The sequence below is a fragment of the Amycolatopsis rifamycinica genome (assembly GCF_000695625.1).
GTDB classification, from domain to species: domain Bacteria; phylum Actinomycetota; class Actinomycetes; order Mycobacteriales; family Pseudonocardiaceae; genus Amycolatopsis; species Amycolatopsis rifamycinica.
In genome coordinates this window covers 169,208-183,893 of record NZ_JMQI01000077.1, presented here as the reverse complement: position 1 = coordinate 183,893, position 14,686 = coordinate 169,208, and the positions used below count along the sequence as shown (strand labels likewise).

Sequence of the window (14,686 nt, the reverse complement as noted above, 5' to 3'; positions counted from 1 at the left end):
GATGAGCGTCAAGAACCTCGACGACCTGCTGGGCGAGGGCGTTCAGGGCCGCTACGTGCTCGTGCGCAGCGACCTGAACGTCCCGCTCGACTCCGACCGCATCACCGACGACGGCCGGGTCCGTGCCGCCCTGCCGACGATCAAGAAGCTCGCCGACGCGGGCGCGAAGGTCGTCGTCACCGCGCACCTCGGCCGCCCCAAGGGCGAGCCGGACCCGAAGTACACCCTCGCGCCCGTCGCCAAGCGGCTTTCGGAGCTGCTCGGCGCCGAGGTCGCGCTGGCCGGTGACCTGGTCGGCGAGTCCGCCAAGGCGCTGACCGGCGGCCTGGCCGACGGCGGCGTCGTCCTGTTGGAGAACGTGCGCTTCGACGCGCGCGAGACCAGCAAGGACGCCGCGGACCGCTCCGAGCTGGCCGCCGAGCTGGGCGCGCTCGTCCCGGGCGGCGCGTTCGTCTCCGACGGCTTCGGCGTGGTCCACCGCAAGCAGGCCTCGGTCTACGAGGTCGCTTCGGTGCTCCCGGCGTACGCGGGCGGCCTGGTGCTGGCCGAGCTGGACGTGCTGAAGAAGCTGACCGACGACGTGCGGCGGCCGTACGTGGTCGTGCTCGGCGGCGCGAAGGTGTCCGACAAGCTCGGCGTCATCGCGAACCTGCTGACCAAGGTCGACCGGCTGCTCATCGGCGGCGGCATGGCGTACACCTTCCTCAAGGCCCAGGGCCACGAGGTCGGCAACTCCCTGCTGCAGGCCGACCAGCTCGACCAGGTGAAGGGCTTCCTCGCCGAGGCCGAGAAGCGCGGCGTCGAACTGGTGCTGCCGGTGGACGTCCTGGCCGCCACGGGGTTCGCGGCCGACGCCGAGCACGAGGTCGTCGCCGCGACCGCGATCCCGGCCGACCGCGAGGGCCTCGACATCGGCCCGGAGACCCGCGAACTCTTCGCGGGCAAGCTGGCCGACGCCGCGACCGTCTTCTGGAACGGCCCCATGGGCGTGTTCGAGTTCGAGGCGTTCTCGGGCGGCACCCGTGCCGTCGCGGAGGCGCTCGTGAAGAGCGACGCGTTCACGGTGGTCGGCGGCGGTGACTCGGCGGCCGCGGTGCGGCAGCTGGGCCTGCCCGAGGACGGCTTCTCGCACATCTCCACCGGCGGCGGGGCCTCGCTGGAGTACCTCGAAGGCAAGGAACTGCCGGGCGTGACCGCTCTGGAGGAGAAGAACTAGTGGCACGCAAGCCGTTCATCGCCGGCAACTGGAAGATGAACCAGAACCACCTCGAGGCGATCGCGCTGGTGCAGAAGATCGCCTTCGCGCTGCCGGAGAAGTACTACGCGAAGGTCGACGTGGCGGTGCTGCCGCCGTTCACCGACATCCGCAGCGTGCAGACCCTGGTCGACGGCGACAAGCTGTCGCTGACCTACGGCGCGCAGGACGTCGCGCCGCAGGACTCGGGCGCCTACACGGGCGACATCTCCGGGCCGATGCTGGCCAAGCTGGGCTGCAAGTTCGTCACGGTCGGGCACTCGGAGCGGCGCGAATACCACGCCGAGTCCGACGAGCTTGTCAACAAGAAGGTCAAGGCCGCGCTCAAGCACGGCATCACGCCGATCCTCTGCATCGGGGAGAAGCTCGAGGTCCGCGAGGCCGGCGAGCACATCCACCACACCACGACGCAGCTGATCGAGGGCCTGAAGGGCCTCAAGGCGGAGCAGGTCTCCGGCGTGGTCGTCGCGTACGAGCCGGTCTGGGCGATCGGCACCGGCAAGGTCGCGTCGTCGGCCGACGCCGAAGAGGTCTGCAAGGCCATCCGCGCCACCCTCCAGGAGAAGTACGGCGACGAGGTCGCTTCGTCCGTCCGGGTGCTCTACGGGGGATCGGTGAAGTCGGGCAACATCAGCGAACTGGTGGCCTGCGAGAACATCGACGGTGCCCTGGTCGGCGGAGCGAGCCTCGACGGCGAGGAGTTCACGAAACTCTGCGCACTCGCCGCGGGCGGGCCGCTGCCCTGATCGAGGCCACGACCGGGTAGCCTGTGTATCCGGTCCGTCACACAGCAGTGGACGAGTCCAGGGGTACGGTGGTGGTCGGAAACGACCATGCCGTACCCCTGCATTCTCCTAGAGCCCAGAGGATGACATGAAGCTGTTCCTGCAAATCCTGTTGATCGTCACCAGCGTCTTCCTGGTGGTCGCGGTGCTGCTGCACCGGGGCCGGGGCGGTGGCCTGTCGTCGCTGTTCGGCGGTGGGATGCAGTCGAGCCTGGCCGGGTCGAGCGTGGCCGAGAAGAACCTCGACCGGATCACCCTGGGCCTGGGCGCCGTCTGGCTGATCAGCATCGTGGGCCTGGGTCTGCTGCTCAAGGTGTGAGGCGTCCGGCGTTCCGCCGCCGGCCGCGACCGGGTCCAGGCGGTGGGGCGCAGCGATTCGGCGTGCCTATTGGGGGGCGCGCCGCCGATTCCTAGGTGTGAGGATTCATGGTTGGCGGTAACGCGATTCGGGGCACCCGGGTGGGTGCCGGTCCTACGGGCGAATCGGAACGAGGGGAATCGGCGCCGCGACGCCGCATCTCCTACTGGTGTGCCAACGGGCACGAGGCTCGGCCGTCGTTCGCGCTCGACGCGGAGATTCCCGACGAGTGGGACTGCCCCCGCTGCGGGCTCCCGGGCGGGCAGGACGAGAAGAACCCGCCGGCCGCGCCGCGGACCGAGCCGTACAAGACGCACCTGGCCTACGTGAAGGAGCGGCGCAGCGACGCCGACGGCGAGGCCATCCTGGCGGAGGCGCTCGACCGCCTGCGCAAGCGCCGGGAAATCCTCTAGCGGTTCAAGCTGGAAGCCACCCCGAGGGAAGCGGACCCCTCGAGGTGGCTTTTCGCGCGCCCGAACAGGCCTCACCCGTGATCAGAGAGCCGACACGCGTGATTGGGAGGTCGACACGCGTGATTAGAAAGCCGACACGGCGCTGAGTCCGTGTCGACCCTCCAATCACGCGTGTCGACCTCTGGATCACGCGTGTCGGCTGGTCGGTCACGGGCTCCGGGAATGTCGGTGCCCGCCGGTAGGCTGGATATCGGGGGCCGGAGGTCAGCGGTCCAGGGGGTAGCGGGCTCGGACGCGGAAGCCGCCGTCCTCGGTTCCCGACGTCTCGAAGCTTCCGCCCAGGAGGCGGGCTCGCTCGGCCAGCCCCGTCAGGCCGTGGCCGCCTGAGGGCAGGCCGTCCGTCGGGCGGCTGGCCCGCTCGTTGCGGACCTCGATCTTGAGCGCTCCGTGCTCACCCTGGATGCGGATCGTCGCCGTCGCGCCCGGGGCGTGCTTGTGGACGTTCGTCAAGCACTCCTGCACCGTGCGGTAGGCCGCCGCCGACACCTGGTTCGGCAGGGCCTCCGGCAGGTGCTCCACCGTCAGGTGCACCGGGACGTCGGACGTGCGGATCAGCCGGTCGAGCTCGTTGATGCCCGGCCGCGGGCCATCGTCGTCCGAGCCGGCGCGCAGCACGCTGACCAGGGACCGCAGCTCCTCCAGCGTCCGCTTGGACAGCGTGCGGATGACCTGCGCGGTCTCCAGCGCCCGGTCGTCGGTGGTCTGGGCCTGCAGGGCGCCGGCCTGCATGGCGATCAGCGTGATCTGGTGCGAGACGACGTCGTGCATCTCGCGGGCCAGCCGGGCGCGTTCCTCGGCGCGGACGGCGTCGGCGTGGAAGCGGCGCTCGCGGTCGCGGCTCGTGGCCAGCTCGGCGAGCTTGTTCGAAATCTCGGTCCGCGCGCCGACGAGCAGGCCGATGGCGATCGGCATGCCGGCGACGAGGACGCCGTAGATGCCGTCGAGGATGTGCTCGCGCCAGCTGAGCTCGGCGAAGTCCTCCAGCGGCCACTGCACGAACCGGCACATCCAGACCAGCGCCGCGCCGACCCAGGTTTGCCAGTGCAGCTGGCGGCGGGTGGCGAGCATGCCGAGCGTGATCATCGACGCGAGCTGGGCCCAGCCGGCCAGGAAGCCGGGGACCGCGACGAGCACGGCGAGGAACGGGAACTTCCGGCGGAACACCACCGCGAGGCAGGCCGCGCCGGACAGGTAGATCGAGTACGGCTGGGCCTTCTCCGGAATGACCAGCCAGACGTCGAGGACGGCCAGGATGACCGCGGCCGCCTCGATGGCGAAGGTGACCACAGCGGGGCGGGGCACCGAGCCGAACAGGCTCAGGCCACGCTTGCGCACCCGCTCGGCGGCCGATGGCCCCGAGCCGGCGATCGAGATGCCTGGAATCGAGAGTCCCTCTGTACTCATCGCTGGCGACCCCATTCGTCTTGTGGACTTGTTGGTGAGAGGCGCTCAGGGCCCGATCGGGACGCGCAGGGACGAACAAATGTGCGGATGCTAACGAGGTGGCGTACGGAGACAGTTAGTTTCACCCGCCGTCGGTGTTCCGGCGTCCGGATTCCGTAATCGGCTGGGCCGTCCGGGGGATGGTTGGCGGCGGTTGCTACCCAGGGTAGGAGATCTACTGCCCAGGGTGCGCCAAGACGACCACATCGTGGGAATCATGTTACCCACGTGTGGTCGCCTTGGGCACCCGGTTCTCAGGCCGCCATGGACCCGAGGTCGTCGCTCAACAGGTCGTGCAGGCCGGACGCGCAGGCTTTCGCCGTCTCGATCGACCGCGGCAGCATTCCGGCCTCGTACGCCCGGACGGCGTCCCCGACGCTCGGTGCCGTGGCCAGCGCGGTCGCCAGCTCGGTGCCGTCGAGCAGGGCGAGGTTCGCGCCGACGCCGAGCGGCGGCATCAGGTGCGCGGCGTCGCCGAGCAGGGTGAGCCCGGGCGACGTCGTCCAGGCGTGCGGCACCGGCAGCACGTGGAGCGGCCGGTGCGCGAACCCGCCGTCGTGCTCGCGCAGGTACGCGAGCAGGTCCGGGTGCCAGCCGGCGTACCGCTCGAGCAGGCGGTCCCGCACCGCGTCCGCGGCGGCGAAGTCGAGGCCGGCGGCCCAGTCCTCGGGGGCGTAGAAGGTGGCGTAGCAGCGGATGTGGCCGGTGCTGGTGCGCTGCGCGATGAGCACCTTCCCGTCGACCTTCGTCATCATCGTCCCCTGGCCGGTCATCGCGGCGAGCGCCGGATGACGGCGGTCGGCGTCGTCGAGGCCGAACTCCACGAACGTGACCCCGCTGTACTCGGGCCGCACGCCGGTGAGGGCGCGCCGGACGCGGGACCACGCGCCGTCCGCGCCGACGACCAGGTCGAAGTCCTGGGAGACGCCGTCGGCGAAGGTCAGCCGGGCGCCGATGCCGGTCGCGGTGACGTCGGCGACCGGCCGTCCCCAGCGGACGGTGCCGGGGGAGAGCGAGTCCAGCAGGATGCCGCGGAGCTGGCCGCGGTCGATTTCGGGGCGCGATTCGTCGCCTTCGGCGGGCAGTTCGTCGATGACGGCTTCCGCGGTGTGCGGGTCGAGTGCGCGCATCTGCTGGCCTTCCGGCCGGGCCAGCGCGCGGAACTGTTCGGTCAGGCCGGCGGTGCGCAGGGCGACTTGGCCGGTGTCGGCGTGCATGTCGAGGGTGCCGCCCTGTGGCCGCGCACCGGCGGCGGGTTCCTGTTCGAAGACGGCGACGTCGAGGCCGTGGAGCTGGAGGACGCGGGCGCAGGCGAGCCCGCCCAGGCCGGCGCCGGCGATCGCGATACGAGGAAAGGTCATGTCACTACAAAAGCAGAGTCACTCAAAAAGTGCAACGACTTAACTTTTTGAGTGAGTTAGACTTCAGCCCATGACCGAAGTGACCGGGCGCCGGGAGCGCAAGAAGGCGCAGACCCGCAAAGCCCTCGCCGACGCCGCGCTCGAGCTGTTCCTCGAGCGCGGCTACGAGAAGGTCGGGGTGAAGGAGGTCGCGGACGCCGCGGACGTCTCGGTGACGACGTTGTTCAAGTACTTCCCCAGCAAGGAAGCCCTGGTCTTCGACCAGGACGAAGACATCGAGGCGGGCCTGGTCGGCGCGGTGCACGGACGGCCGCCGGGGTGCACGGTCGTCGACGCCCTGCGCGAGCACCTGCTGCGCGTCTCCAAGGACGCCCCCGGCGACGAGTTCCTGCACCTCATCGAGAGCGAGCCGGCGCTGCGCGACTACGCCCGGCGGATGTGGATGCGCCACGAGACGGCGCTCGCCCGCGCGATCGCCGAGGCGACCGGCGCCCCGGAGGGCGACATCGCCTGCGCGGCCCTGGCGCGGTTCGCGCTGGCGTCGCGCGAGCTGATCCTGGCCGACAGCCACCCCCGCCAGGCGGCGGAGGAGATCTTCGCCCGCTTGCAGCGTGGCTGGGGCACGGAGTGAGGACTCGCGAACGAAGGAAGGCCCCCTGCCGGAGCAGAGGGCCTTCACCGGATACCACTCAAGCCGTGGGCGGCTGGTACACCTTCGTGAGCTTGCCCGCCGCGGCGCGGTCCAGCAGCCACAACGTCCGCCGGTGCCCGCGGGCTCCGGCCACCGGCAGCTGCACCTCACCGGCGCCCGCCAAAGCCAGCGCCACCGCGTCGGCCTTCGCCTCGCCGGCCGTCAACAGCCACACGTCACGCGCCCGCCGGATCGCCGGCAGGGTCAGCGACACCCGGGTCGGCGGCGGCTTCGGGCAGTTGCGCACCGCCACCACCGACCGCTCGGTCTCGTACACCGCCGGGGACTCGGGGAACACCGACGCGGTGTGCCCTTCGCCGCCGAGGCCCAGCAGCATGATGTCGAACGACGGCACGTCGCCGTGGTCCTCCGGGCCCGCCTGGGACGCCAGCACGTCGGCGTAGGCCGCGGCCGCCGCGTCGACGTCGTCCCCGAACTCCCCGTCGGACGGCGCCATCACGTGGACCCGCTTCGGGTCCAACGGGACGTGGTCCAGCAGCGCCTCACGGGCCTGTTTCTCGTTCCGCTCGTCCGAGTCCGCGGGGACGAACCGCTCGTCGCCCCAGTAGATGTCCAGGCGGGACCAGTCGATCGCGTCGCGGGCCGACGAAGCCCGCAGCTCCGACAGCACCGCGATCCCGGTGCCGCCGCCGGTCAGCACCAGCGACGCCGAACCCTTGGCCGCCTGGACGTCCACCAGGCGCGTCACCAGACGGGCCGCCGCGGCGGCCGCCAGGAGGTCCTGGTTCGCGTAGACGACCACTTCCGTCTTGCTCATTTCTTGGCACCCGAGGCAGCCGAGGCGCCCGAGGCAGCCGAGCCGGCCGCGGCCGCCGGGGACGTCACGTCCGCCTTGGGCGGTGCGCCCGTCTTGCCGTTCGTGCCCGACGTGATCTTGCCCAGGCCGTGCAGGGCCGCCTCGTAGACCTCGTCCGGGTCGAGCCGGCGCAGCTCCTCGACGAGGCAGTCCTGCGTGCTGCGCCGCTGCAGGGCGATGCGGCGGGTCGGCTGGCCCGGCTGGGTCAGCGTGCCCACGCGGCCGTCCGGGCGGTGCAGTTCCACCGGACCCGACCGGCGGTCGAGCGTCACCGAGATGATCCCGGCCGCGCCCGAGCTCTTGACCCGCTTGACCGGCACCTTCAGGTATTCGGCCAGCCAGGCGGCCAGCAGCTCGGTCGACGGCGAGTCGGCCTCGCCGGTCACCGTCGCGGCGGTGATCTTCTCGTACGGCGGCAGGTCCAGTGCCGAGACGAGCTGGGCGCGCCAGTGCGTCAGGCGCGTCCAGGCCAGGTCGGTGTCGCCTTCGGTGTACGCCTTCGCCCGCGTGGTCAGCGCCTTGACCGGGTTCTTCTCCGCGGCCGAGTCGGTGATCCGGCGCTGGGCCAGCTCGCCGAGCGGGTCCTTGTCCGGGTCCTTCGGGCCCGGCCCGGGCCACCAGCAGACGATCGGCGCGTCCGGCAGCAGCAGGGGCACCACCGCGCTCTGACCCTGCGCGGCCAGCGCGCCGTAGAGGCGCAGCACGATGACCTCGCTCGCGCCGGCGTCGCCGCCGACCCGGATCTGGCCGTCGATGCGCGGGGCCGCCGTGCGGGCGCCCTTGGCGACCACGATCACCCGCGACGGGTGTTCGCGGCTCGCGCCGTTGGCGGCCTCGATGGCCTCTTCGAGATGGGCGTCGTCGTCGGCCACGATCACCAGCGTCAGGACGCGCCCCAGCGCGACCTGGCCGCCCTGTTCGCGGATCTCCACCAGCTTCTTGTTGAGTGCCGAGGTCGTGGTCGACGGCAGGTCGATGATCACGGGCGCCTCCATTTCCGGCCGGTGCGCTCCAGCATTTCGTCGGCGGACGGCGGGCCCCACGTGCCCGGCGCGTACTGCTCCGGCGCGCCTTCCTTCGCCCAGTGGTCGAGGATCGGGTCGAGGATCTTCCAGGAGAGCTCGACCTCTTCGTTGACCGGGAACAGCGACGGCTCGCCGAGCAGGACGTCCAGGATGAGCCGCTCGTAGGCCTCGGGGGAGGACTCGGTGAAGGCGTGCCCGTAGCCGAAGTCCATCGTGACGTCGCGGACCTCCATCGTGGTCCCCGGCACCTTCGAGCCGAATCGCAGCGTGATGCCCTCGTCCGGCTGGACCCGGATGACCAGCGCGTTCTGCCCCAGCTCCTCGGTCGACGTCGAGTCGAACGGCAGGTGCGGCGCCCGCTTGAACACGACGGCGATCTCGGTGACGCGGCGGCCGAGCCGCTTGCCGGTGCGCAGGTAGAACGGCACCCCGGCCCAGCGGCGGTTCTGCACCTCGAGGGTCACCGCCGCGTAGGTCTCGGTCTTCGAGTCCTTCGCGAAACCTTCTTCCTGCAGCAGGCCCGGCACCTTCGTGCCGCCCTGCCAGCCGCCCGCGTACTGGCCGCGTGCGGTGGTTTCGCTCAGCGGGCCGACCGGCGTGACGCCGGAGAGCACCTTGATCTTCTCCGCGCGCAGGGCCCGCGGCTCGAACGACAGCGGCTCCTCCATCGCGGTGAAGGCCAGCAGCTGCAGCAGGTGGTTCTGGATGACGTCCCGGGCGGCGCCGATGCCGTCGTAGTACCCCGCGCGGCCGCCGAGGCCGATGTCCTCGGCCATGGTGATCTGCACGTGGTCGACGTAGTTGGCGTTCCAGATCGGCTCGAACAGCTGGTTGGCGAAGCGCAGCGCCAGGATGTTCTGCACCGTCTCCTTGCCGAGGTAGTGGTCGATGCGGAACACCGACTCCTCGGGGAAGACGTCGTTGACGATCGCGTTGAGCTCTTCGGCGCTCTTCAGGTCGTGGCCGAAGGGCTTCTCGATGACCACGCGCCGCCAGGTCTTCTCGTCGGCGTTCGCCAGCCCGGAGCGGGCCAGCTGCTTGGTGACCACCGGGAACGCGCCGGGCGGGATCGACAGGTAGAACGCGGTGTTGCCGCCGGTGCCGCGTTCCTCGTCGAGGTCGCGGACCGTCTTCGCGAGCCGGTCGAAGGCCTCGTCGTCGTCGAAGGTGCCCTGCACGAACCGGATGCCTTCGGCGAGCCGGTTCCACACCGACTCCTTGAACGGCGTCCGCGCGTGCTCCTTGACCGAGTCGTGCACGAGCTCGCCGAAGTCCTGGTGCTCCCAGTCGCGCCGGGCGAACCCGACGAGGGAGAAGCCCGCGGGCAGCAGCCCGCGGTTGGCCAGGTCGTAGATGGCGGGCATCAGCTTCTTGCGGGCCAGGTCGCCGGTGACGCCGAAGATCACCAGGCTGGACGGCCCGGCGATCCGCGGGAGCCGCTTGTCCCGCGGATCGCGCAGCGGGTTGCGCCAGGTCACGCGCCCACCTCCTGTACCGCGCGGACGACGGCCGCGAGGCCCGCGGCCCGGTCGGTCAGGTGCAGGCGCAGCACCGGGCGGCCGTGCTCGGCGAGCACCTGCCCGTCGCCGAGGGCCTGGGCGTGCTGCAGCTGCCCCAGCGTGTAGGGCCGGTCCGGCACGTCGAGGTCCTGCCCGACGGCGCCGGTGAGCTGCAGGAACACGCCGTTCTGGTGGCCGCCCTTGTGGTACTGGCCGGTGGAGTGCAGGAACCGCGGGCCCCAGCCGAACGTCGTCTGCTTCCCGGTGCGCTTGGCGATCTCGGCGCGCAGCAGGGACGTCGACGCGTCGTCGAGCCGGTCGAGGTAGGCCTGCACCGCGATGTAGCCCGCGTCCGGCGCCGAGGCGAAGAACGCCCGGAGCACGTCGGTCAGGCTGCCCTCGGTGGAAACGCCGTCACTGCCGAAGATCTCGACCGCGCCGTCCACATTGGACGCCGTCTCGCCGCCCTTCAGCTTCTCCGGGTCGTCCAGCAGCGCGCGAGCCGCCTTCTTGGCCGCCTCGACGTCCGGCTGGTCGAACGGGTTGATCCCGATCAGCCGGCCGGCCAGCGCGGTGGCGAACTCCCAGAGCAGGAACTGCGCGCCCAGCGAGCCGGTGACGGCGATCTTCGCCGCCCCCTGCGGGCTGCCGACCGCGGTGGCCGTGGCGTCGTCGCCGGCGTCGGCGAAGCCGGCCGCCTCCGGGCCCTCGACCGCGACCGGCAGCAGGCCGGTGCCCTGCTTGCCGGTGGACTCGGCGATCAGCTGCTCCGCCCAGTCCGGGAAGCCCTTGATGCCCGAGCCGGTGTCGGCCAGCACGACCTTCTCGGCACCGGCCTCGTGCGCGGCGGCCCAGGCGGCGGCCAGCTTGACCGCCGGGTTCTCGGCCGAGTCCGCGGCGAGCTGCTCGGCCACCGAAGCGGCCTGGTCGAGCAGCCGGGCGACGTCCGCGCCGGCCAGGCCGGCCGGGACGAGCCCGAACGCGGTCAGGGCCGAGTAGCGGCCGCCGACGTGCGGGTCGGCGAGGAACACCTTGCGGTATCCCTCCTTTTCGGACAGTTCCTGGAACGGCGAGCCCGGGTCGGTGACGACCACGATGCGCCGCGCCGCGTCGATCCCCGCGTCGGCGAACGCCTTCGCGAAGATGCGCCGGTGGCTGTCGGTCTCGACGGTGCCGCCCGACTTCGACGACACCACGATCACCGTGCGCTCGAGGTCGCCGGCCAGCGCGTCGGCGACCTGGCCGGGGTCGGTGGTGTCGAGGACGGTCAGCGCGACGCCGTCGGTCGCGGTGATCACCTCCGGCGCCAGCGACGACCCGCCCATGCCGGCCAGCACGACCCGGTCGACGCCTTCACTCCGCAGCTCGGTCCGCAGCGCCTCGATCTCGCCGATCAGCGGCCGCGACGACTTGTGCAGCGTCGTCCACGACAGCCGGATCGACGCCTCGGATTCGGCGTCCGGCCCCCAGAGCGTCGCGTCCTGCGCCGCCAGCTTCGAGGCGGCCTGGTCGGCGACCAGCCGCTCGGCCAGCGGCGCGGCCCGCTCCGCCAGTGCGGCGTCCACGATCTCGACGCCGGTTTTCTCACCTGTCGTCATGTCGTGCTTCAGCCCTTCGCCTGCTCGAGCTGCCCGTTCACGGTGTCCAGAAGCTCGGTCCACGACTTCTCGAACTTCTCGACGCCCTCGTTCTCCAGCGTCAGGAAGACGTCGCGGATGTCGATGCCGACGGCCTCGAGCTGGTCGAAGACCTTCTGCGCGTCCTTGCCGTGGCCGCTGACCCGGTCGCCCTGGAGGTCGGCGTGCTCCGCGACGGCGTCGAGGGTCTTCTCCGGCATGGTGTTGACGGTGTTCGCCACCACCAGGTCGTCGACGTACAGCGTGGGGGAGTAGTCCGGGTTCTTCACCCCGGTCGAGGCCCACAGCGGGCGCTGCGCGTTGGCGCCGTCGGCCGCGAGGGCCTTCCAGCGGTCCGAGGCGAACAGCTCCTCGAAGGCCGCGTAGGCGAGGCGGGCGTTGGCGACGGCCGCCTTCCCGCGCAGGGCCAGTGCCTCGTCGGTGCCGATGGCTTCCAGGCGCTTGTCGATCTCGGTGTCCACGCGGGAGACGAAGAACGACGCCACCGAGTGGATGCCGCGCAGGTCGTGGCCGTTGGCCTTCGCCTGCTCCAGGCCCGCGAAGTAGGCCTCGATGACCTTCTTGTAGCGCTCGACCGAGAAGATCAGCGTGACGTTGACGCTGATGCCCTCGGCGAGGGTGGCGGTGATCGCCGGCAGGCCCTCTTCGGTGGCCGGGATCTTGATCAGCACGTTCGGCCGGTCGACGGTCTTCCACAGGTCCTTCGCCTCGGCCACCGTCTTGTCGGTGTCCTTGGCCAGCCGCGGGTCGACCTCGATCGAGACACGGCCGTCGACGCCGTTCGTGGCCGTGTAGACGTCGCGGAACAGGTCCGCGGCGTTGCGCACGTCGGTCGTCGTCAGGTCGCGGATGGTCGCCTCGACGTCGGCGCCCTGGGCGGCCAGCTCCCGGGTCCGCTCGTCGTAGGCGTCACCCTTCGACATCGCGTTGGCGAAGATCGTCGGGTTGGTCGTCACGCCGACGACGTGCTTGTCGCGGATCAGCGCGGCCAGGTTGCCGGTGTTGAGGCGTTCACGCGAGAGGTCGTCGAGCCAGATGGATACGCCGGCCTCGGACAGCTGAGCGAGCTTGTCGGTGCTCATGTGCTGTGTCATCCCCTTCAGGAATTCTTGGTGTTCTGGATCGAGCGGCGGGCGGCCTCGACGACGGCTTCCGCGGTGAACCCGAACTCACGGAACAGTGTGGCGGCATCGGCGGAGGCGCCGAAGTGCTCGATCGAAACGTTCACCCCGGCGTCACCGGTGAAGCGGTGCCACGACTGGGCGACGCCCGCCTCGACGGACACGCGGGCCTTCACGCCGGCCGGGATGACGGATTCGCGGTACGCCGCGTCCTGCGCGTCGAACCACTCGACGCACGGCATGGACACGACGCGCGCCTTGACGCCGTCGGCGTCCAGGGTCTTCTTCGCCTCGACCGCCAGCTGGACCTCGGAGCCGGTGGCGATGAGGACCACGTCCGGGGTGCCGTCGGAGTCGGCCAGGACGTAGCCGCCCTTGGCGACGCCCTCGGCGCTGGTGCCCTCGAGCACCGGCACGTTCTGGCGGGTCAGCGCCAGCCCGGACGGGTGCTCGGTGTCCTCCAGCACGGCCTTCCAGGCGTAGGCGGTCTCGTTGGCGTCCGCCGGGCGGACGACGTTGAGGCCCGGGATCGCCCGCAGCGCGGAGAGCTGCTCGATCGGCTGGTGCGTCGGGCCGTCCTCGCCGAGGCCGATCGAGTCGTGCGTCCACACGTAGGTGACCGGCGCCTTCATCAGCGCGGCCAGCCGGACCGGCGGGCGCATGTAGTCGGAGAAGATGAGGAACGTCGCCCCGTACGGGCGGGTGCCGCCGTGCAGCGCGATCCCGTTGAGGATCGAGCCCATGGCGTGCTCGCGGACGCCGAAGTGCAGCGTCCGGCCGTACGGGTTGGCCTGCCACATGTCGGTGGCGGCCTTCTCGGGACCGAACGAGTCGGCGCCCTTCATCGTCGTGTTGTTGCTCTCGGCCAGGTCGGCCGAGCCGCCCCACAGCTCCGGCAGCGGCTCGGCGAGGGCGTTGAGCACCTCACCGGAGGCCTTGCGGGTCGCGACGCCCTTGGGGTCCGGGTCCCACTTCGGCAGGTTGTCGGCGAAGCCCTCGGGCAGCGTGCGGGTGGCCATCCGGTCGCCGAGCTTCTTGCGCTCCGGGTTGGCGGCGGCCCAGGCCTCGTACTTCTCCTGCCACTCGGCGTGCGCGGCCCGGCCGCGCTCGGCGGCCTGGCGGGTGTGCTTGAGCACGTCGTCCTCGACCTGGAACGACTGCTCCGGGTCGAAGCCGAGGATCTTCTTCACCGCGGCGACCTCTTCGCCGCCCAGTGCGGCGCCGTGCGCCTTGCCGGTGCCCATCTTCTTCGGGGCCGGGTAGCCGATGACGGTCCGCAGCGCGATGAACGACGGCCGCTGCGTCTCGGCCTTGGCGGCCTTGATGGCCTCCTCGATCGCGACGACGTCCTCGCCGCCCTCGACGACCTGGGTGTGCCACCCGTAGGCCTCGTAGCGCGCGACGGTGTCCTCGGACAGGGCGATGTTGGTGTCGTCCTCGATCGAGATCTTGTTGTCGTCGTAGAAGACGATCAGGTTCCCCAGCTCCTGGCGGCCCGCGATGGACGAGGCCTCGGAGGTGACGCCCTCTTCGATGTCGCCGTCGGAGGCGATCACGTAGATGTGGTGGTCGAAGATGCTCTCGCCGGGGGCGGCGTCCGGGTCCAGCAGGCCGCGCTCGCGGCGGGCCGCCATCGCCATGCCCACGGCGTTGGCCAGGCCCTGGCCGAGCGGGCCGGTGGTGGTCTCGACGCCGTCGGTGTGGCGGTACTCCGGGTGACCCGGGGTCTTGGAGCCCCACTTGCGCAGCTGCTTGAGGTCCTCGAGCTCGAGGCCGTAGCCGGCGAGGAACAGCTGGATGTAGAGGGTGAGGCTCGAGTGGCCGGCCGAGAGCACGAACCGGTCGCGGGCCGGCCAGTGCTGGTCGTTCGGGTCGTGCCGCATGGTGCGCTGGAAGAGCGTGTAGGCGAGCGGCGCCAGGCTCATCGCGGTGCCGGGGTGGCCGCTGCCGCAGTTCTCCACCGCGTCGGCGGCGAGCACCCGGACGGTGTCCACGGCCCGGGTGTCGGTGTCGGTCCAGTCGGCGGGCGTGTTGCGCCGGAGGAGTGGGTTGTTCTCGCTGGTAGTGGCGGTTTCGGACACTGAACTCCAACTCCCGGTCATGATGGTTGCGGCTGGTCTTCCTCGTTCCGGTTACCCGTACGCGCGGCTACTTATCTCAATCGATCCCGAAGGGACGATATTCCTGCTCGCGGCCATGCGCAGGGGCAATCGCGGCCCGT

13 protein-coding genes are annotated in these 14,686 nt (G+C 71.0%); 5 read left to right on the top strand and 8 right to left on the bottom strand.

The window, feature by feature from the left end; all coding sequences use genetic code 11:
* Position 1: 1 nt before the first annotated feature.
* From DV20_RS38030 to DV20_RS38015, 4 genes are all read left to right on the top strand, one after another.
* Positions 2–1,216, top strand: coding sequence for a phosphoglycerate kinase (locus tag DV20_RS38030; protein WP_043788283.1), 1,215 nt, complete (start codon positions 2–4; stop codon positions 1,214–1,216).
* A complete protein-coding gene (gene tpiA, locus DV20_RS38025; protein ID WP_043788281.1) occupies positions 1,216–2,001 on the top strand; it encodes a triose-phosphate isomerase in 786 nt (261 codons plus the stop codon). The genes DV20_RS38030 and tpiA overlap by 1 nt, the downstream gene beginning before the upstream one ends.
* Positions 2,002–2,128: 127 nt before the next feature.
* Complete coding sequence (gene secG / locus DV20_RS38020) at positions 2,129–2,359, top strand: preprotein translocase subunit SecG (protein ID WP_013224669.1); 231 nt, start codon at positions 2,129–2,131, stop codon at positions 2,357–2,359.
* A 107-nt stretch (positions 2,360–2,466) separates the two neighbouring features.
* The gene (locus DV20_RS38015; protein WP_043788280.1) at positions 2,467–2,811 is read left to right on the top strand and encodes an RNA polymerase-binding protein RbpA; all 345 of its coding nucleotides are present in this window, start codon (positions 2,467–2,469) and stop codon (positions 2,809–2,811) included.
* Positions 2,812–3,075: 264 nt separating this feature from the next.
* Here DV20_RS38015 and DV20_RS38010 read toward each other — a convergent pair whose 3' ends face one another.
* Both DV20_RS38010 and DV20_RS38005 read right to left on the bottom strand, forming a co-directional pair.
* Positions 3,076–4,275: a sensor histidine kinase gene (locus DV20_RS38010; RefSeq protein ID WP_235191116.1), complete on the bottom strand. Its 1,200-nt coding sequence runs from the start codon at positions 4,273–4,275 to the stop codon at positions 3,076–3,078.
* Between the two features lie 293 nt (positions 4,276–4,568).
* Complete coding sequence (locus DV20_RS38005) at positions 4,569–5,675, bottom strand: FAD-dependent oxidoreductase (RefSeq protein WP_043788279.1); 1,107 nt, start codon at positions 5,673–5,675, stop codon at positions 4,569–4,571.
* A gap of 70 nt (positions 5,676–5,745) precedes the next feature.
* Here DV20_RS38005 and DV20_RS38000 point away from each other — a divergent pair, with 70 nt between their 5' ends.
* Positions 5,746–6,306 (top strand): TetR/AcrR family transcriptional regulator, encoded by a 561-nt coding sequence (locus DV20_RS38000; RefSeq protein ID WP_043788277.1) that lies wholly within the window; start codon positions 5,746–5,748, stop codon positions 6,304–6,306.
* Between the two features lie 58 nt (positions 6,307–6,364).
* On the opposite strand, the gene pgl is transcribed toward DV20_RS38000, so the two are convergent.
* Genes pgl through tkt form a run of 6 tightly spaced genes read right to left on the bottom strand, consistent with a single transcriptional unit; the run spans position 6,365 to position 14,546 of the window.
* Positions 6,365–7,144, bottom strand: coding sequence for a 6-phosphogluconolactonase (gene pgl, locus DV20_RS37995; RefSeq protein ID WP_043788276.1), 780 nt, complete (start codon positions 7,142–7,144; stop codon positions 6,365–6,367).
* On the bottom strand, positions 7,141–8,166 hold the full coding sequence (gene opcA / locus DV20_RS37990; RefSeq protein ID WP_043788348.1) for a glucose-6-phosphate dehydrogenase assembly protein OpcA: 1,026 nt from the start codon (positions 8,164–8,166) through the stop codon (positions 7,141–7,143). Before opcA ends, pgl begins: the two co-directional genes overlap by 4 nt.
* Complete coding sequence (gene zwf, locus DV20_RS37985) at positions 8,163–9,686, bottom strand: glucose-6-phosphate dehydrogenase (RefSeq protein ID WP_043788275.1); 1,524 nt, start codon at positions 9,684–9,686, stop codon at positions 8,163–8,165. The genes opcA and zwf overlap by 4 nt, the downstream gene beginning before the upstream one ends.
* Positions 9,683–11,305, bottom strand: a complete 1,623-nt coding sequence (locus DV20_RS37980) for a glucose-6-phosphate isomerase (protein ID WP_043788274.1) — start codon at positions 11,303–11,305, stop codon at positions 9,683–9,685. Before DV20_RS37980 ends, zwf begins: the two co-directional genes overlap by 4 nt.
* 8 nt (positions 11,306–11,313) lie before the next feature.
* Positions 11,314–12,426 (bottom strand): transaldolase, encoded by a 1,113-nt coding sequence (tal, locus tag DV20_RS37975; RefSeq protein WP_043788273.1) that lies wholly within the window; start codon positions 12,424–12,426, stop codon positions 11,314–11,316.
* A gap of 17 nt (positions 12,427–12,443) precedes the next feature.
* Positions 12,444–14,546 (bottom strand): transketolase, encoded by a 2,103-nt coding sequence (gene tkt, locus DV20_RS37970; RefSeq protein ID WP_043788272.1) that lies wholly within the window; start codon positions 14,544–14,546, stop codon positions 12,444–12,446.
* Between the last annotated feature and the right edge of the window lie 140 nt (positions 14,547–14,686).

Coding starts and splice junctions, on each gene's coding strand:
- DV20_RS38030 (WP_043788283.1), top strand. CDS start 2: ATGAGCGTCAAGAACCTCGACGACCTGCTGGGCGAGGGCGTTCAGGGC.
- secG (WP_013224669.1), top strand. CDS start 2,129: ATGAAGCTGTTCCTGCAAATCCTGTTGATCGTCACCAGCGTCTTCCTG.
- DV20_RS38015 (WP_043788280.1), top strand. CDS start 2,467: ATGGTTGGCGGTAACGCGATTCGGGGCACCCGGGTGGGTGCCGGTCCT.
- DV20_RS38010 (WP_235191116.1), bottom strand. CDS start 4,275: ATGAGTACAGAGGGACTCTCGATTCCAGGCATCTCGATCGCCGGCTCG.
- DV20_RS38005 (WP_043788279.1), bottom strand. CDS start 5,675: ATGACCTTTCCTCGTATCGCGATCGCCGGCGCCGGCCTGGGCGGGCTC.
- DV20_RS38000 (WP_043788277.1), top strand. CDS start 5,746: ATGACCGAAGTGACCGGGCGCCGGGAGCGCAAGAAGGCGCAGACCCGC.
- pgl (WP_043788276.1), bottom strand. CDS start 7,144: ATGAGCAAGACGGAAGTGGTCGTCTACGCGAACCAGGACCTCCTGGCG.
- DV20_RS37980 (WP_043788274.1), bottom strand. CDS start 11,305: ATGACGACAGGTGAGAAAACCGGCGTCGAGATCGTGGACGCCGCACTG.
- tal (WP_043788273.1), bottom strand. CDS start 12,426: ATGAGCACCGACAAGCTCGCTCAGCTGTCCGAGGCCGGCGTATCCATC.